The 22364-nt window shown below is 35.9% G+C and carries 17 protein-coding genes; 6 read left to right on the forward strand and 11 right to left on the reverse strand.

The annotated features are described in order from the left end of the window. Positions 1–135 precede the first annotated feature (135 nt). From ACAM30_RS21745 to ACAM30_RS21760, 4 genes are all read right to left on the reverse strand, one after another. The gene (locus ACAM30_RS21745; RefSeq protein ID WP_369616600.1) at positions 136–1896 is read right to left on the reverse strand and encodes an alpha-keto acid decarboxylase family protein; all 1761 of its coding nucleotides are present in this window, start codon (positions 1894–1896) and stop codon (positions 136–138) included. A 1-nt stretch (position 1897) separates the two neighbouring features. After that, positions 1898–3619, reverse strand: a complete 1722-nt coding sequence (locus ACAM30_RS21750) for a flavin monoamine oxidase family protein (RefSeq protein ID WP_369616601.1) — start codon at positions 3617–3619, stop codon at positions 1898–1900. 717 nt (positions 3620–4336) lie between these two features. After that, positions 4337–5866, reverse strand: coding sequence for a phosphoethanolamine--lipid A transferase EptA (gene eptA, locus ACAM30_RS21755; RefSeq protein WP_369616602.1), 1530 nt, complete (start codon positions 5864–5866; stop codon positions 4337–4339). Further along, positions 5844–6674 (reverse strand): phosphatase PAP2 family protein, encoded by an 831-nt coding sequence (locus ACAM30_RS21760; protein ID WP_369616603.1) that lies wholly within the window; start codon positions 6672–6674, stop codon positions 5844–5846. Before ACAM30_RS21760 ends, eptA begins: the two co-directional genes overlap by 23 nt. Before the next feature lie 785 nt (positions 6675–7459). Here ACAM30_RS21760 and ACAM30_RS21765 point away from each other — a divergent pair. The 4 genes from ACAM30_RS21765 (at position 7460) to ACAM30_RS21780 (ending at position 12315) form a co-directional block, all read left to right on the forward strand. Further along, positions 7460–8137, forward strand: coding sequence for a response regulator transcription factor (locus tag ACAM30_RS21765; protein ID WP_369616604.1), 678 nt, complete (start codon positions 7460–7462; stop codon positions 8135–8137). Further along, on the forward strand, positions 8130–9395 hold the full coding sequence (locus ACAM30_RS21770; RefSeq protein ID WP_369616605.1) for a sensor histidine kinase: 1266 nt from the start codon (positions 8130–8132) through the stop codon (positions 9393–9395). Before ACAM30_RS21765 ends, ACAM30_RS21770 begins: the two co-directional genes overlap by 8 nt. A gap of 69 nt (positions 9396–9464) precedes the next feature. Beyond that, on the forward strand, positions 9465–9893 hold the full coding sequence (locus tag ACAM30_RS21775; protein ID WP_369616606.1) for a PepSY-like domain-containing protein: 429 nt from the start codon (positions 9465–9467) through the stop codon (positions 9891–9893). Positions 9894–9903: 10 nt separating this feature from the next. Then, the gene (locus tag ACAM30_RS21780) at positions 9904–12315 is read left to right on the forward strand and encodes a TonB-dependent receptor (protein ID WP_369616607.1); all 2412 of its coding nucleotides are present in this window, start codon (positions 9904–9906) and stop codon (positions 12313–12315) included. A gap of 131 nt (positions 12316–12446) precedes the next feature. Here the strand turns inward: ACAM30_RS21780 and ACAM30_RS21785 are convergent, their stop codons facing one another. From ACAM30_RS21785 to ACAM30_RS21815, 7 genes are all read right to left on the reverse strand, one after another. Further along, positions 12447–13514 (reverse strand): proline racemase family protein, encoded by a 1068-nt coding sequence (locus tag ACAM30_RS21785; RefSeq protein ID WP_369616608.1) that lies wholly within the window; start codon positions 13512–13514, stop codon positions 12447–12449. Further along, entirely contained in the window at positions 13507–14481 is a 975-nt protein-coding gene (locus tag ACAM30_RS21790; protein WP_369616609.1) for an ornithine cyclodeaminase family protein, read from the reverse strand. The genes ACAM30_RS21785 and ACAM30_RS21790 overlap by 8 nt, the downstream gene beginning before the upstream one ends. A 138-nt stretch (positions 14482–14619) precedes the next feature. Further along, positions 14620–15675 (reverse strand): hypothetical protein, encoded by a 1056-nt coding sequence (locus ACAM30_RS21795; protein WP_369616610.1) that lies wholly within the window; start codon positions 15673–15675, stop codon positions 14620–14622. A gap of 71 nt (positions 15676–15746) precedes the next feature. Continuing rightward, on the reverse strand, positions 15747–16607 hold the full coding sequence (locus ACAM30_RS21800; RefSeq protein WP_369616611.1) for a helix-turn-helix domain-containing protein: 861 nt from the start codon (positions 16605–16607) through the stop codon (positions 15747–15749). A gap of 130 nt (positions 16608–16737) precedes the next feature. Further along, positions 16738–17193 (reverse strand): MgtC/SapB family protein, encoded by a 456-nt coding sequence (locus tag ACAM30_RS21805; protein WP_369616612.1) that lies wholly within the window; start codon positions 17191–17193, stop codon positions 16738–16740. A gap of 35 nt (positions 17194–17228) precedes the next feature. Then, positions 17229–18110, reverse strand: a complete 882-nt coding sequence (locus ACAM30_RS21810) for a bestrophin family protein (RefSeq protein ID WP_369616613.1) — start codon at positions 18108–18110, stop codon at positions 17229–17231. Positions 18111–18372: 262 nt separating this feature from the next. Continuing rightward, complete coding sequence (locus ACAM30_RS21815; RefSeq protein ID WP_369616614.1) at positions 18373–20769, reverse strand: TonB-dependent siderophore receptor; 2397 nt, start codon at positions 20767–20769, stop codon at positions 18373–18375. Positions 20770–21090: 321 nt separating this feature from the next. On the opposite strand from ACAM30_RS21815, the gene ACAM30_RS21820 reads away from it, so the two are divergent. Together ACAM30_RS21820 and ACAM30_RS21825 are read left to right on the forward strand one after the other, a co-directional pair. After that, positions 21091–21588 carry a MarR family winged helix-turn-helix transcriptional regulator gene (locus tag ACAM30_RS21820; RefSeq protein WP_369616615.1) on the forward strand — a complete coding sequence of 166 codons (498 nt, stop codon included), beginning with the start codon at positions 21091–21093 and terminating at the stop codon, positions 21586–21588. A 2-nt stretch (positions 21589–21590) separates the two neighbouring features. Beyond that, positions 21591–22349: a hypothetical protein gene (locus ACAM30_RS21825; protein WP_369616616.1), complete on the forward strand. Its 759-nt coding sequence runs from the start codon at positions 21591–21593 to the stop codon at positions 22347–22349. Positions 22350–22364: the final 15 nt, after the last annotated feature.

Raw genomic sequence — 22364 nt, forward strand, 5'->3', positions numbered from 1 at the left:
TATACTGTCTGCTTTTTCAAAAAAACCTTCAAATCGTATGATTTGAAGGTTTTCTCTTTTATAATATTTCTGTAAAATTCTAAGTAAATAAAAAGCTTATTTTTAAATACTACAAATCACACTTTCATTTTAAACCTAACACAAATTCCAGTCTTTATCTAAAAATTCATCCTCTCCGGGCTCTTCCGTTTTGTAAGCAATCGCTTCCGGTATGGATGTCTTAGGAATATTCACATGTATAATTGTGTTTTCCTTAATAGTGCCAAGTTGTTGCAAAACTTCTTCGAGTTCATCGAGAGTGTTAACTTCAAAACCTTTACCTCCAAATACATCAACGAGTTTAGCATACTTCCAACGATGCATTTCATTGTAATCGTAAACATTGTTTAAATCAGGAATATCATAATCTACTTTGTCGTCACCACGAAAAGGATTTGGATTCACGAGCATTTGTTCGATACCATAAATACCATTATCCAATACAAAAACGATAGTATCATGTTTTAACTTATTCTGTGTTGAGATGGCCTGACAGGTTTCCTGAAAAGCACCATCGCCAACAAATACTACGGCCCTTTTATCAGGTCTGGCACATTTTACTCCGGTTGCAGCAGGTACAGAATAACCGATAGAAAGCCATGATGCCTGTGCCACAAATCCGTTAGGTTCTGCAATACGAATGCCCTGAGCACCCAATAAAGGAAACCCTGCATCAGCAACTACGATGTGACTGCTATTTATAAAACTATTGATCCGTTTGAAAAAAGTATCATAGGTCAAAAGCGGTTTTTCATTTTTTGCTATGCTAACATCAGCAACGAAAAATGATTTCGGCAGTTTTTCTGTGTCATACATTTCGTAGGCGCTAAAGGTAACTTTAGTGAGTTCTTCTTTTAGAAAAATAATAAAATCCTTTAGCGATACATTAGCTATATAAGAAGCTCCTATCCTTACACCACTGTGGTTTGCGAGTACAGTGTCGTCTTTCCAAACATCAAAACCACCCAGATTCTTACCTGTAGTCCATACTCCAAGACCAATTTTTAACTCAGCCTTTTCAAATTGCTCTTTAACATCTTTTGGAGATGCTTTGCCATTAAAAACACCCTTGAATTTAGGATGGTTTTCAGAAACAATTGATTTTCCGAGTATGGAAGTTACAAATTCTGTATCGGTAGTTTCAATCAGATCCAGAAATTCTTTTTGAATGCCGTAGCGCTGAATTTCAATTCCGCCCCAGAAAATGATTTCTTTTCCACGAGCCATTGCAGCAACCTTCTGAGCTGCCTTGCGGGCACTTGTTTTACATTTTGATGTTCCTCTTTCTACCAATGGAGTAACAGGCGCATCACATTCCATTCGCCATGCATCTTCAAAAACCTCAAGGTAAACCGGTCTTCCGTATAAAAGACAGGCATTCAGTACCGCATCAATCTTATAAGGAGCATCAGATGAACCTGTAATCTGTTCGGCAGCAACGGTAACATTACGGAACACATTGATATTACTGTACATATCTCCCGTCATATGTGAGGCCAGCATTCCCTGAACAAGGCTTCGCTGCTGGTCTTTGTTAGTTGGCGCTCCATTGATAACCAAAACAGGACAATGTTCTACATACGAGCCCGCAACCGAATTCAACAATGTAAAGGCTCCCACACCGTAGGTTACTGCAACTGCTGCAAAACCATTTTGTCGTGCATAAGCATCCGTACAGTGTCCGGCATTTATTTCATTGGTATCATTAACAACTTTAATTTTCGCGTTTTTATCCTCGAGGATTGTATTTAAAAACGGAGCGGTATAATTGCCTGCAATACCAAATAAATGTGTAAGTCCTAATTCTTCCAGGCGTATCTGCAGGTATTTTGCTACTGATATTTTTTTATCGGCCATCTTAAATCGGGTTATTAAGATTACCAATATTTTCGTTGACTTCCAGTGCGGTACGAATTCCCGATTCAATAGCGCCTTCTATCCAGGCGTGTTTCAGAGAAGTATGCTCTCCTGCAAAATGCGCTTTTCCTTTCCATTCCGTAGAAATAATATGACGCTGCAATAACTGTAACTGACCCGGATTGAAGATTGCCGCTTCGCCAAAAGCATAAGGATCACGCATCCAGCTTTGTGTTGCAGCACCAACTAATTTTCCGGCTTTGCCTCTGCGGTCTTTGATACTTGAACTGATTACGGCAAGGTCGATAATACGCTGCTGTTCCTTCTCGTCATCGCTGTGCATGATGGCCAGATTTTTAAGTGCATAGAAATATCGGTCATCATCATCCATAGAATCCCAGCGGCTTGCTTCGTCTGACCAGCAATAAGAAGCTAAAACGACACCATGTCCGTTACTTCCTAAATCATTACTCGGATAATAGGTAAAACGGTTAGAGAAATCAGTGATGGTGCCACCGCCAACGATATTATACGGAGCTTCCTGCCACCATTTTTCACGGAATTCAAGTAATATTTTTGTAGCAGAATCATAATGCAGTTCCCGAATTGCTTTTCGTTTTTGCTGTTTGAATTGTGGTGTTACATAAACGTGTCTTAGTGCCGAAAATGGTATGCTGACAATTACCTCATCAAATTCCATTTCGCTTACGGGTGTTTTTAATGCTTTGAATCCTGCATCTTCATAAAACTGAGGATCGCGCTGTACCTCAATGTCTACTTCTATTTTTACCTTATCATTGACCAGCATCATTTTGGTCATCCTACAATCGAAATAGGTGTTTTCTTCGAGTTTATGGGCTTTAAAAAAGGCATTCGGCAGCTTGTCACATCCGCCTACAATTTCCATAAATCGTGTAGAGTCCTTAATAATATTTTGTTCTATAAAACTCTGAATAAAGTCGTAAGCCATTCTGGATTCCAGATTTTGGAGAACACCAATCATTTCAATGGCGTTTTCTGAATACATGGAATGTTCTTTCAGGAAACGACGCATCGAATACTCTCCGTAGCGTTCAATCAGCACCGGCCAGTTCTTCTCCGGATCTTCTGCAATAAACGCTTTAAGCGGATTGATCAGATTAGCCATTAACTGGTCTGCACGCATGTTTTCGCTGCTGCCCAAATGAAAGTCGAGCAATTGGTTTACATCAACCGTTTTGTTCTTGTCCTTAGGAATATATTCATTTTGAACTACACGTTTGCGGTTAATATAGAAAATAGAATTTCTTGTAACTTCGGGTTCCGGTTTGGAAGGATCTGCCTGATGGGCAATTGCCTGCGCTTTATCGACAGACAGGTAATAAAAAGGCTCTGTTTTCAGCCCAAGTTTATCGATATATTTGAGTACCATCTGATGTATGGTCGGGATACGCATTGCTCCGGCTTCGCCATAAACAGTATCGTCTTCAAAATACTTTTTGTCTTTAGAATTTCGAAATGTCTTAATTCGGCCGCCAACACGGGTATTAGATTCCACTATTGTAACCTTGTGACCGGCTTCCTTTAACATAGCGGCCGCAACCATTCCGGCCATTCCGGCACCAATGATCAATACATCTTTTGGTTTATCCGTATGCGGAATTCCTTCGTCTATGTATTTTAAATATTGCTGAATAATTGGGTCATTCTCTTCGTCGAGTAAGCCGTGTAAGTAGTTTTCCATAATCAGGGAGTTTATTTGTTTGATATGTTATTGGTCATAACAAATAAACTCACTAAAACTGTGATTTTTAAGCGTAGTTCTACCTGTTTTAATTAGTAGAAAGCAGATTTTTTATCCCTCTGGTCAAAAAATTTTTAAATAAGCATAGTTCGGGTGCTTGATACAAAAATTATTTAACACATAGATTTTGTGAAAAAGTAAGAAGTGAAATGTAAAATGTCCCTTTTTAAGTAAGAAAGTCTATGTTTATATGTTTGAAGAATAGCTACAAATTAACGAACTAAAAAGATCCAAAAATCTGCAGACTCAAGCGATAGCGAAAAGAAGAAGCAATCTTCAAGATCTGCGTGTGAAAAAATATTTAACACATAGATTTTCTGAAAAAAGTAAGAAGTGAAATGTCAAACGTCCCATTTTTAAGTAAGAAAGTCTATGTTTATATGTTTGAAGAATAGCTACAAATTAACGAACTAAAAAGATCCAAAAAATCTGCAGACCCGAGCGATAGCGAACAGGCGAAGCAATCTGCATGTCAAAATATTTAATACATTATAAGCATATTTTTTTTATAGAAAGAAAGTCTATGCTTAAAAATAATCACACCTATCGGGTTAAAATAAGTCTTCAGAAATTATGCTTACAGTTAAAATTTGGTTTTGTCGCAGCTGTCCAACTAAATTAGAAATGAATTAGATACGACAAAACCATCAATACTTCTTATTTAAAAATGTTCATCTTCTCATCATAAACAGGACTTTCAACATTAAGAAATTTTAAAACACTATGAAAAACATGGTTTTGAGTCAATGTTTCATTAGGCTTCAGCTGTTTTGAATGATCGGACACCCAAACAATAAACGGAATCTCATATTGCTCTTTAGGGGCAATGCTAATTGGCACACCGTGCATATAAAGATTTTTTTCTCCAAGAGATTCTCCGTGATCCGAAACAAAAATCATGGTGCTTTTATATTCTTTTAGTTCTTTTAAATCCTCGATCACGCTATGAAGTATATAATCGGTATACACGATCGTGTTATCATAAGCATTAAGAAGTTCATCCTGAGAACATTTACCCAATTCAACACTATTACAAACAGGTTTAAAAGTCTCAAACTTTGGTGGATACTTTTTACTGTATGTAGGTCCGTGACTTGTACTGGTATGGAGCACAATTAGTATTTTATTCTTTTTACTGGCCTGAATCTGCTCTTTCAATCCTCTTAGTAAAACCTCATCATATTCGCATTCCTCCCCTTTACAATCCGCTTTTAATGCTTCTTTATTTTGATAGTTCTTGATATGAACCGGCGGCTCTCCCCAATTGGTTGTTCTCCAAATCACTTCAACATTATTGCGATACAAATAATTAGGCAAAATCTCATAGAGATCATTACTGTCTTTATGTTCTAAAATACATTTTACACCAGCAGTAGTATAAGTAGCGCAAGAATTGGCATTAAAATGAAATACATTTTCTGTTTTGGAAAGTAACGGATTGGTGTTTTTCTTATAACCGTAAAGAGAAAAATTTTGTCTCCTCGCCGATTCTCCGATAACCAAAACTACAACCGATTTCTCATTGTCTTTTATAACCGCATTTGGCAGCAAAATTTCCTTTTCATTTTTCTTGAACTTATGAATGTAAAATAGCGGTGTATTAACCGAATATGACCAGGGCATTGCAAGACCTCCAAGTCGTTTCGAATTTTTATCAATCCAAAGCCAATTACTGGCATTAACAAATACCAAAACGGCAATAAATACTAAAGTCACCGAAGCGGTAATTGAAAACTCCTTCAATGGTACCTTTGTTATTTTGGCTTTTGCGATGTAAATACTCGGAATAATTCCAAGAAAAACTACATATAAAATTACTTTAAAGGAAAAAAAACTGCTGGACTCTTCGTAATTCGTATTCAAAATATTACCGATCATACTTTCGTCAATGATGACGCTATAGGTATTCACAAAGTAAACTGCAATTGAACTGATCATAAAAAACAAGATCAGCAAAAATTTCCCAACACGTCGAGAGAGCGAAAACAGGAGGTATAAAACAAATGCATTAAGCACCAGCATTAAAATTACCAAACTCACAATCAAAACAATACCGTTCAGACTTTTATAATCGACATTGTTAAAAACAAAGGTGTAAAATGGCAGGTGGAAGAATAAAAAAATCAAAAAACTCATCAATAAAACAAAATGAGTTATTTTGAAATTATTTTTTTTTAAGGTAAACATAAGTGATCTTATAAAGTGAGACTGCTAAGCTAATAAACGAAAGATAATATATGATCAAATTTTCTCTAATAATTTTCTCGATCAAACAAATACAACAAATGATAAACAATGCCATAAAAATGGGATAGTATCTGTCATTGTTGATCCAGGCCCCTATTTTATATTTTCTGCTAATAAAAATACCTGTAATACCGGAAATATACCCCAGAATACTCCCTGTAATTACATCAAGAGGATAATGCGCCCCTACACCTACTCTTGTAAATGCTAAAATAAGTCCAATGGTAATGATCGATACCGACCACAGAATTTTAAATTTTAATCGCTGTGGCATAAAGGCAAATAAAATAATGGTCAGCACGGTAAAAACTACAATCGAATGTCCTGAAGGCAGACTATTGAAGCCACATAATTTTCTTCCCATGATGCATGTAATCTCACTATTATAAATCACAGCAGGTCTCGGAACAGCAAATATTGCTTTTAACGGACAGGATAATAATAACGAAAACAATAAACCCGACAGCAAAGCTTCCCATAACTTGGGTCCATAGATTACAAAAAGAGCTAAAAAGGATAAAAAAATCGAAGCATCTCCCAATTGAGTAAGATTGTATTGTAAATTAGGATAAAGCCCCAAATGGGAATTAATATAAAGAAAGGTGCTTTTTTGAATTTGTGCATAATTATAAACGCTTAAAGCATTCTCATAATACAGAAACAGTACAACAGCAGCTAAGCAGAATAAGGGCAAAAAATATAAGGAGAACTTAAGTTTAGAATAATTTTTAATAATACTAGTATTCATTGTGTTGTTGTTATGGTAAATTTAAAGGCTGAGAATTTCTTTTAAGCGGAAAGCAACTTAACTATCACTGTTCATTCCGTCCGCAAAGTTTTGTAATTAAAATGAAGAGGAGATTAAAAAATCCATAACAGTTTATGTACCGATCCATCTTTTAGAGAAAAGTAAAAGATACAATAAGTAGAATAACACAAGTGATAGCCCTTTACGAAAGGGAAATAAAATCTTAAAAAAGCAAATTGAAATAAAACTGATAATTTTTGAGTACCAATAATAAAAAGCGGTTTGAAAGAAAAACGAAAAAAAAACAGAAACATTCGAAAAAGCGGATAATTTATAAAATCCGTCTTGCGAAACTTTGTTTAATTTTTTTTCGATTCTCATATAATAACCTTTAATGGCAAGTAAAGTAATGATTCAATTTAGAAGAAATTTAGAATTTTGAGCCAAAATAAATACTTTATTTAAAATAATTAGTACTTCATAACATTTTATTAACGTAATAAATTTCTTTCATTTGATTTAAATTCGATATTACACCTAAATAAAAAGGTAAAAACCTTACAAAAACATCCTGACACCTGATAATACTGATACAAACAACGGTATTATTTCTCCAAATTCAAACTCTATACATAAGACCTATTGGCATTTTTTTCATTTTATTTTTATAATCACTACTTTTAAATTGAATATCAAAAAGAAAAAGCAGAATAGATTCAATTACTTTAAAATAGAAATATTTAAAGATTCAATTTTTCTACAAAATTCCAGGTTATACTTGCAGCATGAAAATTTTAATCATAGAAGATGAGCAGCAAATTGCTCAAAGCATCAGGAATTATTTTAAAACAAACGGCATTCAGTGTGAAACAGCCGAAAGCTACAGCCTGGCACTTAGTAAAATTGATTCTTACGACTATGACTGTATCCTTTTGGATATTATGCTTCCTGATGGTGATGGTTTTGATATTTTAAGGGAACTCAAAAGAAAAAATAAAACGGACGGTGTTATTGTCATTTCTGCCAAAGAAACACTCGAAACGCGGATTGAAGGATTTAACCTTGGCGCAGATGATTTTCTGACCAAACCATTTCACCTTTCTGAACTATTGGTGCGCATGCAGGCTCTCATACGGCGCAAAAATTTTAAGGGAAATAATACTATCATTTTTAATGAAATTGTAATCGACATACTTTCAAAATCGGTAATGGTAAACGATATTAAACTGGATCTTACCAAAAAAGAAATCGATCTGTTGTTATTTTTAATTGCAAATGACAATAAAGTATTGTCGAAAGCCGCCATTGCCGAGCATCTTTCCGGAGATATGGCAGATATGCTGGACAATCATGATTTTATTTATGCGCATATTAAAAATTTAAAGAAAAAACTCAGTCAGGCAGGAAGCGGTGATTATATAAAAACAGTTTACGGACTGGGATACAAATGGGAAAATGAATAGCAAAAAATTACTCCAAAAAACAACCAGCAGTTTTCTTACTTATGCTATTATCATTTTAGTAATAGCAGCGCCATTATTCTACTTTATCAGCCAGCAGCTTTATATTTATGAGACCGATGAAGTACTGCATTTTCACAAAGGTGCTTTTATCAAAGAAAGTCATAAAGATTTTACACAAAAAGATATTGACTTATGGAACAAGTACAACCATGAAGTAATGATTGTTCCGGACATGGGCGTTAAAGAAGATTCTATTGTTGGAAAAATGCTGTATGATTCTATTGCAAAAGAAAAAGAGCCCTTCCGTGTACTTTATGCCCCTGTAACTATAAACGGCAGGAAATACACCTACACCGAAAAAATAAATCTGCTGGAAATGGAGGGGATGGTATTTAGCATTGCTCTTATCTTTCTTTTCATCATCATTATGCTGTTAATCGGAATCATCTTGATTTCAAAAGCCACAGCGGCCAAAATATGGAGTCCTTTTTATAATACGCTGCGTCAGATTGAGAATTTTGAAATAGACAAAAACAAAGCGCCTCACTTTCTGCCTACCGATATCGATGAATTTGACCGTTTGAATAAAAGCCTTGAAAGACTGATTGAAAAAAACACGGCTATTTACAAAAATCAGAGAGAATTTGTTGAAAATGCAGCCCATGAGCTTCAAACACCACTGGCTTTGTTTCAAACCAAAATAGATACACTGACACAATTGAATTTAGACCAGGAACAATCCAATCTGGTTTCGTCCTTAAATCTTGATGTCGCAAGACTTAACCGATTGAATAAAAACTTGTTGCTGCTCTCTAAAATTGACAATGAAAGTTTTCTTGAAAAAAGTACAATTGTCCTTACTGATTATATTACCAAACATTTGGACTTTTTTACCGAGCAGGCAAATACCAAAAACATAACAATCACTACTGAATTTGTATCGACATTAACCATCACAGGAAATCCGGCTCTTACGGAAGTCCTGATTAATAATTTGTTTTTGAATGCAATTCGCCACAACAAACAAAACGGGAAAATCACTATCCAAGTTACTGAGAAGGAATTAGTTTTTTCAAATACCGGACAAACCACTTCCCTGACAATCGAAAAACTCTTTAACCGATTCTATAAAAACAACCCTTCCGCTACCGGTAATGGTCTTGGACTGGCAATCATCAAAAAAATTACGGAACTGAATCGATGGGAAATAAACTATATTTTTTCTGACAATATGCACCGTTTTATCGTTAAATTCTAAAAATTCAAACTTCCTACAGATTCATATATAACATTTGTACTATAATTTTTAATTAAAAGAATAGTACTCATGAAAAATTCAATTCTGGCATGTTTGGTCCTGCTTTTTTCTTCTTATGCCATAGCGCAAAAAGTAAATGAAAAAGACATTCCACATATTGTAAAATCAGCCTTTTTAAAATCTTATCCCAATCAAAAGAATGTGAACTGGGAAAAAGAAAAGAACAATTACGAAGCTTCTTTTACAGTAGTCCAAACAGAACACGCGGTACTCTTAGATTCCAACGGTAGTATTTTGGAAACGGAAGAAGAAATCAGCGTGAAAAAACTTCCGGCTAAAGCGTTGGCTTACATTCAAAAAAATTATAAAAACAAACAGATAAAAGAAGCTGCTGTCATCACTGATGCTCAAGGCACGATAACTTTTGAAGCACAGGTTAACGCTATCGACCTGATTTTTGACAAACAAGGAACTTACCTTAAAAGCATAGCAGATTAAAACCATTCCAATGAAATTAAAGATATTTTTAGTATTCGCCTTACTTGTATTTAAAACATTCAATGCAACGGCGCAAAACAGCTCCGCAACACTTTCGGGCTTAATTAAAGACAAAACAACAAAATCTCCACTACCCTATATAAATGTCGTTTTAAAGACGGCCAAAGATCAAAAAATGCTGTTCGGCACTCTAACGAATGAAGAAGGGCGCTTTAACCTGACCAATGTAACTAGCGGAAATTATACGCTGGAAATTACTTCTGTTGGCTACAAAACCAAATCTCAAAAAATCTTTGTAGGGACGCTATCCGATTTCCTGGACCTCAACACCATTGAACTTGAGGAGGACATCAATACATTGTCTGAAGTTGTTGTGACTTCTAAATCATCTGAGGTAAGTGCCAAAATGGATAAAAAAGTTTTCTCCGTATCCGACAACATCGCCCAAAGCGGAGGCTCAGTTTTACAATCTATGCAGAATCTTCCCGGCGTTACACTCCATGAAGGGAAGGTACAGCTTCGAGGCAATGATAAAGTAATGGTTCTGATTGACGGAAAACAGACTGCCCTGACCGGTTTTGGAAATCAATCGGGTCTGGACAATATTCCGGCATCTGCCATTGAAAAAATTGAAATCATAAACAATCCCTCGGCCAAGTTTGATGCCAATGGAAATGCAGGTATTATCAATATTATTTACAAAAAAAACAAACAGGAAGGACTAAACGGTAAAATAGGAATCAGCTCAGGATACGGTGCTTTATGGGAACGCAAGACCAATTTACCAACCATTCGTCCGCAATATCAGATGACCCCTAAAATCAATCCTTCCCTGTCTCTGAATTATAGGAAAGAAAAAATAAATACCTATTTACAGGCCGATTATCTGTATACCGAAACACTCAATAAAAATGAATTTGTAACCCGTACTTATGATGACGGCACCATCATCAATCAGCAAACGGTACGAAACCGCAATACTCATTTTACCACTTTAAAATCCGGAATAGACTGGAACTACAATGAACAAAACAGTTTTTCTTTTTCGGCACTTTTTGGAAGTGAAAAAATTATTGACAACGGTGATGAGCCTTTCTTCAATCAGGATTATTCTCAAAGGTTACGCCTGTGGTCGTTTTTAGAAGATGAGCTCAAAACAACGGTAATGGCCAGCGCTTCTTATGAACATAAATTCAAACAGCCCGGGCATAAATTAAATGCCGGTATCAACTATACCTATCACAGGGAAGATGAAAAATACTTCTTTACCAATACATTGCCAGCTTCGGTTGGACAGGATGCTTTTAAACTGCTTTCGGATGAAAAAGTTGTAGATATTAATGTTGATTACATAAGGCCATTAAAATATGGGCGATTTGAAACAGGTTTCAAATTCAGAAACAGAGAAATCCCTACCAACATGCAATTCTTCCCGGGCGCGAACTCTCCTATTGACGCCAATGCGGGAGGATGGGCCAATTATAAAGAAATCATTCCTGCTCTTTACTCCAATTATATTTTCGAAACGGACAGAATTGAAGCAGAACTTGGTTTAAGACTTGAATATGTAAAACTGCAGTACGATGTTAATCCCAATCATCCCACTTACAAAAGTGACGGATACAACTATACAGAACCGTTTCCGAATGTACGTTTTGGATACAAAATTGACGACAAAAATAAAATTACAGCTTTTTACAACCGTCGGGTAGACCGACCGGCAGAGGTTGACATCCGTATTTTTCCAAAATATGATGATGCCGAAATTATCAAAGTTGGAAATCCTGCATTACGTCCGCAATTTACAAGTGCCTTTGAAGTAGGGTATAAAAAAACGATGGAAAAAGGCTATTTTACTTCTTCTGTTTATTATAGAATCATTAATGGAACTATTGCCCGTATTGCCACTACTGTACCCGGAAGTTCTCTGATCTATAATGTTTTTCAAAACGCAGATAAAAGTTCATCTGTTGGAATCGAAGCTGTTTATTCAAAAGAAATAACACCCTGGTATTCTTTCAACCTGAATGGAAATCTATATCAAAATACCATTGATGCATTTACCGTAACAAATCTATATCCGACGCCAAGTACTTACTATGGAAAACGTCAGCAAATGGTCTCCGGAAATTTAAAATGGAACAACAGCCTTCAGTTAAGCAAAACACTAAAAGGTCAAATTTCTGCTGTTTATCTGGCTCCGGACATTATTCCACAAGGAAAAATCGACTCCAGATTTTCTGTTGATCTCGGACTAAAGAAAACAGTACAAAAAGGAAAAGGGGAAGTGTTTATAAATGCTACAGATATTTTCAACACGCTAAGCATACGAAAAGATATTCAGGGTGAAGGTTTTAATTACAGAAGTAAAGATTTTTATGAAACACAGGTTGTACGATTTGGATACAGCTACAAATTTTAATTTCTAAATCATACTTAAATAATCTTATCTCTAAATAAGCTTCCTGATTTGGAAACTTATTTAGAGATTTTTTTTTAGAAATTCCCAATCTTATGCCCATTGAGATTCTGAATATTTTTTAAAATTGATCCTTATCTCAGTATAAAACCATTCTTCATAGGATCTTTCGGATCTATTAAAAATGTATTGATTCCTGTTACAAAAGCCGTTCCTTCCACTTGCGGAATTACAGCCTCGAAAGGACCAAATTTTTCTTCTCTGACCAGTGATCCTTTAAAAGTACTTCCTGTGATACTTTCTATCGTGATAACTTCACCCGGATTTATAGCATTTCTGGCTTTTTCAATCGCAATTCTTCCCGAAACACCGGAACCTGTTGGTGAACGATCCACTTCTCCGTCGGCAAAAACACAGACATTTCGGCTATGATTAGAGATATTTAAGGGTTCATCGATAAAAATAGTGCCGTATAGAAAGCTTAAATCTTCCTCAAACGGATGCTGAATTTTTGTATCCTGCTTCATTACGGCATGTTTGATATCGACCCCGGTTTGAATAATGGTTCGGTAATTTTCTTCCGTTAATCCAAAATTCAAATGTGTATTTTTTCTCAAATCAACGTAAGCATAAAAAGCACCTCCATAGGCCAAATCATAAACGACATCACCAATCCCCTCAACATTTACAACACGATCTAAACCTACGGCAAAACTTGGCACACAATGAAACCGAACTCCTGTTACTTCTCCGTTTACTACCGTCACAAACGAAAAAATCCTACCGCACGGAGCATCAATTTTTAATTCATTCTCGCCTTCTTTTACTGTGATCCACTTCATTTTTGCTGCCAAAGAACTTATCGCAATAATGGCATGACCACACATACTGCTGTATCCTTCATTGTGCATAAAAAGAATACCAAAATCAGCTTCCTCATCATTTGGCGGAAGTAAAATACAACCGTACATATCCGCATGACCTCGAGGCTCAAACATCAGTGCCGTTCTTAGATAATCGTAGTTTTCTTTGATATCTCTTCGGTATTCCAGAACACTATTTCCTTTCAATTCTGGAAAACCGGAAACAATTACACGCAAAGGCTCACCGCCTGTATGCATATCAATTGTTTGGATCTGTAGTACGGAAGCGTCTGCTTTATAAACAGTATTATTACAAATATTTTGATAGGTATTAGACATTCTTTTCTACTTTTAAATTATACTCTTCATAAAAATATCCGGCCGCAACAAGGTCTTCTAAAGCATGTCCAACCGATTTAAAATAAGTGATTTCAGTCTCAGATGTCCTGCCTGATTTTGTCGTACTGCATAATTCAAACAAATCGGCTTTGATGGTTTCTTTTGTAATAATACCGGTGGTCAGCGGAATAAAAATATCACCGCTTTCCTTTAATCCACCCTGATAGGTATCCAAAAACAGACTCGATTTTAAAACCGCTTCGTCATCTGCCTCACGCATGTCTTTTTTATATGCCCCAACAAGATCTAAATGCTGTCCTGCTTTGAGCCATTTTCCAAAAACAAGCGGAACGGGTGATAAAGTGGCTGACGAGATGATATCAACCTGAGAAATAACTTCTTCTATCGTTGAAACCGGTTTACAAATAAGCGAAGTGTTTTTAAGAGCATCGCAAACCAGTTGCGCTTTTTCTATCGTTCTTCCCCAAACATAAACCTCATTTATAGGTCTTACACTGGCATGGGCCTGAATTAAATTGATGGCTAATGCTCCCGTGCCAATCATTAGCATAGACGAGGAGTCTTTTCGCGAAAGATAACTGCTCGCCAAAGCAGATGTTGCCGCAGTACGTTTCCCGGTTAGTGATTTTGCATCGAGAATGGCTTTGATATTTCCTTTGTGTCCGTCGAGATAAATGTAAGTTCCCTGAATAGAAGGAAGGTCATATTTACCATTATTAGGACTTACCGTCACTATTTTCACGCCTAAATCTTTACCCGATTGGAATGCTGGCATTAGCAGCAGTGTAGAATCTTTGCCTTCTTCCGGATTAGGATAATCATGATGATGGCGCATAGGCACGTTGATATCCGAATTCGAAAACCCGGCCCGAAGTCTTTCTATGAGTTCTTTAAAATTACATTTTCCTTCAATAAAATGATCTGAAATAAGTGCTATTGGTTCCATGTTTGGTGTTGAAATTTCATTAAAAATAGAAGATTATTCTATCTTAATACTATTTCATGCACAATCAGATAATATACTCCAATTTAGGGTTAACATAGTACAAATTAACTAGTTTTATGGTCCTAATTTTATAACGGCTTATTGCTCTTTTTTGAAAAGTCCCGCTTTTAAATTTGAACCAGCTGAACCTTCAGCCAATTGCAGATAGTTCCGTTTGCTCTGATCTTTTTCAATTTTTACAGTTCCGGTAGTTTGTACGTTTTCCATTTTTAAAAAGTCTGTTGAAGTTGCATCGTTACCACTTAACGGACCGCTTCCGTATCCTGCCAGATTGGTATAATTTGTAAAAAGGCAGTCTGAAGCTTTGTAACGGCGCGTGCTTCCTTTTTCTCTTATCCATACGGTACTGCTGTTTGCTATTACGTTATGATGAAAATCGAAACTGTCTCCATTGGTACTTTGTGTCGTCCAAACGCCACTAAAATAACTGCCATAGACGAGTGAATAACGCATAGCGTTAGGGCTGCCTGCACCTCCATCAGTCTGCCAAAAGACAACGGGGTTTTTACAGTTGAAAAAAACACAATGATCGATAACCAGTCCATAACCGTTGGCTATAACTCCTACATGCAGCGGTAATACATCAACATCTCCTGCAAACAGGCACTGTGTTACGAGCAAATCGTCCAATTTTTTTCCATTACGCCATATCGGATAAGAACGACGCAGATTACTGCCATCCATATAAGAATAATCGGGACTGCCTGTAAATCGTAAACCTTCAATGGTCACATGGCTCACCTCGGGCTGTATCCCTTTGGCCTCTTCCCCTCCCACTCCCGGTAAAAGCGGTACTGCCGTAACCACCACCGGCATTTTCTGAGGAGTCCAGTCAGTATCGTCAGGCATAATCTCTGCCCGAATGATCAGACGGTTTTTTAAAGTATACTTATCATTTGTGAATAAAACTGTTTCTGTTAAAAGGTGTACCCCTTCTGAAAGGAAAATGGTCGTTGCTCCCTGTTCTTGGTTTAAATTTACACGCTTTGCGGCCTCTGCAAGTGTTTTTAGCGGATGCGTTTTTAGTCCGGAATTTATATCGTTACCAGTCTTAGGATTAACGTAGAGCTGTTCTGCCTGCAGGGAGAATACACTCATTACCAACAATAGAAAATTAAGTGTGAATTTTGTCATATCTTTTTTTTTTGTAAAATTAGAATATTCACATCGCGTCAAAATGATCATTTTATCTTTAAAATGGTCAATTATTGCTTCTTTCGATATTGTTGTGGCGTAGTCCCCGTTATTTTTTTAAAGAAGCGGTTAAAGTTAGAGGGATCTGAAAAACCAAACTCGTATGAAATCTCTTTTGCGGATTTATTTTGGCCAAGTTGTTTCTTTATTTCCGAAATCAGCTTGTAATGAATCATCTGCTGGGCTGATAATCCGCTAAATTGTCTACAAATTTTATTAAGAAATCCCGAACTGACATTAAGGGCTTTTGAATAAGCTTCAACAGTATGGTCGTCTGTGAATTTCTTTTCCAGCAAAGATCGAAACCTATAAAAATCTAAATGAACATAAGTATCTCTCTGAACATTGTGAACCTTTGCATAGTATCGATTGAGAATGACAAGCAATTGATACAATAACGACCTGATTAAATGACTGCTGTCATTCTGAAGCTGACCAAACTCCTGTTCAATTCCATATAAAAGTTCAAGACATTTTGCAAATGATGTCTCTGATAGCTGCATCTCGGTTGGACGAGAATATTGATGGAAATATTGAAATCGATACAGAAATAGTTCATCCGAAAAAAAAAGATAGAGAAAATCCTTTTCAAAGAAAAGCGTATACCCTTTTACTGCTTCCTCAATATCCCAACGACGGACTTGTCCCGGACTTGTGAAAATAATAGTCCGCGGGTTTATAGCTATCTTATTTTCGTTCAATGCAATAGTGCCCGCTCCCTCTTCGATAAAAATAACTTCGTAAAAACTAAGCTGATGCAACGTAGCATCTAATACATAATTTTCCAATGTTTCAATACGTCCGATATCCAATAACAACTCCGAACCATACTTATAGGGAAGAAAATGATATGTTTTAATTTTTGTGATCAATGCCAATTTTTTCTTTTAATTTCTTACTCTCTTATAGATGAATTAAAAATACAAATTTACATTGTTCAAAAAAATCTCTTTTGTGTTGTTCTTAATAATCTCACATTGAGGATCTGCCTATTTCGTTATATTATTTTTTCAGATTTTTATCTTTAAATAATTTCCCGACAAACTTTCTGTACCATGAAAATTGATTAATGGTAAAAATAAAAAGGATGATGGCTGTAGAACAGATTGCAATAACAAACATATTGAGTGCAATGGCCATACCAACAGCCGAAGTTGTCCATAAACCCGATGCGGTGGTTAATCCCTTAAGAAGATTTTTTTCATCCCTGAAAATAAGTCCTGCTCCTATAAAACCAAGTCCGGTTGCAATAGCCGCAAGCATTCTGGCAATAGCGGATTTATCCTCGGTGAGATGGGCAGCAATAGAAACAAAAAGACAAGAAGCTACACAGATACAGGCAAAAGTCCGAACACCCGCATTCTGCTGTTCCCTTTCTCTCTCAACACCAATAATTCCTCCCAATAAAAGCGCCAAAAGTAATTTAGCAGAAAGTAACAGTTCAAATTCTATATCCATAATGAAATATTTTTTAATGCCTCATCTTAAACTTATTACATTTCGTAATACAAATCATTTTTTTCCTTTACCGGTATATTTTCTGCCCCAGTCATTTCAAGCAGATTGATCTCTATGGTCTTTGCAAGTGAAGTCATTGGGGTATCAACAGGTGTATTCTCAAATGGGTCCTGCATTATAATAGCGGTCTTTTCTATGGAAATAAACAGAACAGGAATCAATATCGTTATAAGAATCTCTACGACCAGCTGTGAATCTTCGAGTCCAAAAGGAAGTATAGCCGCAAATACATAGATCAGCGTATGAACCAATACACTGTATGATTTTGGAAAGACGGTATTTTTTAAACGTTCACATTTGCCCATACTGTCGCAAAGCCTGGCTAGTGTTTCATTTAACTGCACCTGTTTAAAATCTGAAATTAAACCTTGTGAAGCCATTTCGGCAACATCCACGGAGTGTTTATCCAACAAAGCATTAGGAATATTAGAGGCTTTGATCTGAAAAGTATCAAGGTAAGTCTGCACCCTTGATGAAAACTGCTGCTTACGCAATGACTCTCCCAAGGCATAAAGCCAGACAATCTGTCTTTCTGTAAAAGCATCAACACTTTCTTTATTTTCTTTTGGAGTAAACTGGATGATCTGCCGGATAAAAGTTCTGGAGTCATTTACTATTGCTCCCCAAACGGTTCGGGCTTCCCACCATCTTTCGTACGATTGTGCCGTTCGAAAAGCAAGCAGAAGCGAAACCGCAGTACCCACTAAGGCAGGAATACTTAACGGCAGAGATACCTGTTGAAATAAGGGATGCATGTCGAGCAGTCCAATTAATATCGCAAATAGTACGATCAGTACAATCTGTGATCGAATCTCATTCACAAAGTACATAAGTGATATTCTTCTATTTAATAACATAAGTAATGATTAAAATTCAACAATTGGTTCTGTATCAGACCATTCAAATATAAAAATTAAAATTGAGGTAAAAGTTATTTATAGCTGTTACATAGTCATTTGGACTGACCGTTATTAAACTTTGAAAGATCTAATTCTTCAGGAAAGAATAACAAAACTTCAATCTGCTGAATTAAATAACTAACTTCTGCGACACTACATAAAACAAAAAAAGGCCCGAACATTACGTTCGAGCCTTTTGCATTCAGTATTCTAAAAAAAACTAGAATTTATACGTTACACTTCCCATAAGGGTACGTGGAGCCTGAACATTTATTGTGGTATAACCATTAAAATACAACTGGTCTGTTAAGTTATTTACTTTTAAAGACACTCTGTATTTTGGCTGATCGTAGTACAAAGCAGCATTAACCACAGCATATGACGGAAGCTCAAAAGTTTGACCAGGTCCGTTGTTGTAAATGTAAGTAGCGTCTCCGTAATTCCCTCCAAATCCTAAACCTAATCCTTTCAATTTTGTTCTTTGAAGATTATAACTGAACCAGTAGTTGATTAGATTTTCTGGTCCTGCGGTTACAGGTCTTAAATCATTTAATTTAGAATTGTTATTAGAATACCCCACAAGAAGGTTCAATCCCGGAATTGGATTAGCTGTAAGTTCTACTTCAAAACCATTACTAAATTGCGTTCCGTTTTGTATGCTTGCATTTGGTAAATTCGGATCGGCAGTTACAATATCTTTCACTTTAATATCATAATAGCTGAAAGTTGCACTCACTTTATTTTGGAAAGCATTCACTTTCACCCCTACTTCAAGCTGATTTGCTCTTTCCGGATCAAATTGTTTCAATTCAAGCTTACCGCCCACATTAGCATCTAAGAATCCTTTATTCGTAAAACTATTTTGATAATTTCCAAAAACAGATACCTGATCTTTTACCACTTGATACACTGCACCAAATTTTGGCGAGAAAGCATTTTGAGAAAAACTGTTCGTGTTTTTATTTGAAGCCGCATCAAATGATCCCTGATTTTCAAAATGATCAAAACGAACCCCTGCAGAAAGAATTAATCTATCCGTAACATTGATTGCATCCGCAACGTATGCGCTGTAAGTCGCTATAGAACTGTTAGTTGTATAAGGAGGATTCCCATTTCCTTTAAGCTGCTCCTTTACATTTGTTGGATTAAAATCGTAATAATTAGCTGCTGCTCCTGTATAATTTATCTTATCGTATGCAGCATAACCCGGTGCACTTTGGAATAATAATTTGTTTGAACCATAATAGATATCAGCCCCTACTAAAAAGCGATTTCTCATGGATCCAATTTTGAAATCACCATTAAAGTTTTGCTGGAATTCGATCGCATTATCTTTTCCGTTTGCATCCCATGCATTTCTTGAAAATTCTTGATTTGGTAAAAGGTAAAACCATGTTTGTAAACCACTGGCTTTATTAGAACTGCTGCTGAATACCGTTTGAGAAGTCCATTCGTCTGAGATTTGATAAAGAGCCTGTGCAAAAACGTTTAAGGTTTTGGTGTTGGTCATAAATTCATCTCCTAAAAATGATCTTTTGAAATTAACATCCAGATTTTTAGCATTATTAACGCCTAAGTCGGCAATAGAAACTCCAAATGGAAGATAAATCAAAGGCATCCCGGAGTTGTCCTGATTTCCAATTTCGGCGTCGATAGAGATCGTTAATTTATCATTTACTTTATAAGCAAAAGACGGTGCTACGAAGAAACTCTTTGAGTAACCGAAATCCTGAAAAGTATTCGCATTTCCAAAAGCAGCATTCAATCTGAACAATGCTGTATGATCGTCATTAATTGGCGTATTGATATCGGCAGTTAAACGGTTAAAACCATAACTTCCGTTTTGATATGAAATTTCTCCACCGAAATTTTCGTAAGGTTTTTTAGTTACACGGTTGATTAATCCTCCGTAAGAAGAAACCACATTTCCAAAAAGTGTAGCTGATGGCCCTTTTATCACTTCAATTCTTTCTAAATTTACCGCATCAGTGTTACTGTTAACTTTTCCGGCAAGACCATTTCTTACTAAACTCTGAGTCGTAAATCCACGTAAAGAATACCATGAAGCTCCGTCACCGGCACGGTTTGTAGCTGCCCATAATTGATATAAACCCGGTACATTTTTTAATGCCTCGTCCTGATTGGTTACCAACTGATCTTTGATTAACTCTTTTGTAACCACATTATAAACCTGTGCATTTTCAAGGTTTTTAATCGTCATCCTCGACACATACTGGCTTTCAGATTTGGTATATTTATTAGCATTCCCTTTTACAAATACTTCTGTAAGTGCCTCAGATGTAGTAAGCAGTGTAAAATTTTCAACAAGATTACTTCCTGCTGAAACTTCAACATTTTTTTCTTTAGAGGAAAACCCAATTACCGAAACCTTCAGAATATAATTTCCGGGTCTGATGTTTTTGATTTCATAATTTCCCTGAGCGTCAGTAGTAGTTCCAATTTTTGTTCCTCTTAGCGTTACAGAGATATTATCCGCTGCCTCATCATTAGACAATGAAACCGTTCCTTTTATTGTACCAGTCTGCGCAAATGATGCAGAAGCCGTAAGCAGCATCATCAAACAGCCCAAAAGTGGCAATAGTACTTTTACTTTCATGTTATTTAGAATTATTTTTAATAACGCAAATGTATTATTTGTATCAAATCAAACCAAATTATTTTGATTTATTCTAGATAACAACCCTATTTTGATACTTTTAAGTACTATTTTTCATTCTTTTATTAGAAAAAAAGTAATATTCATTTTTTCTAATAAAATTAAATTAGAATCTTTTGATGAACTCCATCATGTCCCCAATGTTTTTTTGAGTCCCCTCTGCTTTTCAAAACTAACGATTTACATACTGCAAAAAATATAGCTAACTATATAGTTTTAAATATATTTTTTTTATTACTTTAGTACTAAACATAGAAACACATGAATTCAGACTTTTTAAAAGATTTAGGATACAAAGCGCTAGATTCGAGAATGAAAAGAATCAGTGATAAAATGTCTTATAGTGTAAAAAAACTCTATAAAGAAAACAACATTGAAATTGAACCGCATTGGTACCTGATTTTTATGCTTCTGCGGGATAAAGGAAAACTATCCATCGCTGAAATAGCCGATAGTCTGGGATACGCGCATCCCACTCTGGTGATGACCGTAAAAAATATGAATTCAAAAGGCTATTTAATTGTAGAAAAAGACCAGCAGGACAAAAGAAAACAAATGGTTTCTCTCTCTGAAAAATCAATTCATTCTCTGCCGCAATTTGAATTGATATGGAACAGCTGTGAGGCTACTATATTAAGTGTATTGGATCACGATTTAGGTATTCTTAAATATCTGGACGAGATCGATGAAGCTCTGGACAAATCCACATTTTACTACAGATTTAAACAAGAATATTCAAAAGCAATTTTAAAAACCTAAAAATGAAAAATTTAATCATTATCCTATTATCGATATGCTGCTTTTCGGGGTATGCCAAAGAAACTAAAATTATTGTCAGAGCTAAAGCAAAGGATGCCAAGTTTATTGGCAGTTCTTTGGGTGGTGCTTACGTGATTATACGCAATAAAACCAACAACATTATACTGGCGGAAGGAAAAACAAGCGGAAGTACCGGAAACACAGATTTGATCATGAAGTTTCCCAAAGAAAGAAATACGGTCATTACAGACGATGCAACAGCAAAATTTACGGCTTCTATAGATATCGAGGAGCCAACCTTTGTGAGCATTGAAGTACATTCTCCTAATAACAACAAACAGGCACAGACTTTAGTAAGTACTGAAATTTGGCTAATTCCGGGCAAAGACATACTGGGTGACGGAATCATTTTAGAAATCCCCGGATTTATTATTGATATTTTAAAACCCAGAACCCACCAGTACATTGCTTTAAAATCAATAAACGAAAAACCTTTTCAAATACAGGCTAATATTGTCATGATGTGTGGCTGTATTATTGAAAAAGGCGGTATTTGGGATTCGGATAAAATAGAAACAAAAGCAATAATCAGTAAAGATGGGAAACTGCTTAATGAAGTGAATCTAAAGTTGGTTTCAACCAATTTATTGGAAGGAGATTTCTTGATTTCACAACCGGGAAATTACCAAATAACCGTGTATGCTTATGATTCAAAAACGGGGAATACCGGTATTGACAAAGTAAACTATGTTGTATTTTAACATAATCCATATAGG

This window comes from Flavobacterium sp. CFS9 (assembly GCF_041154745.1).
Lineage (GTDB): Bacteria > Bacteroidota > Bacteroidia > Flavobacteriales > Flavobacteriaceae > Flavobacterium.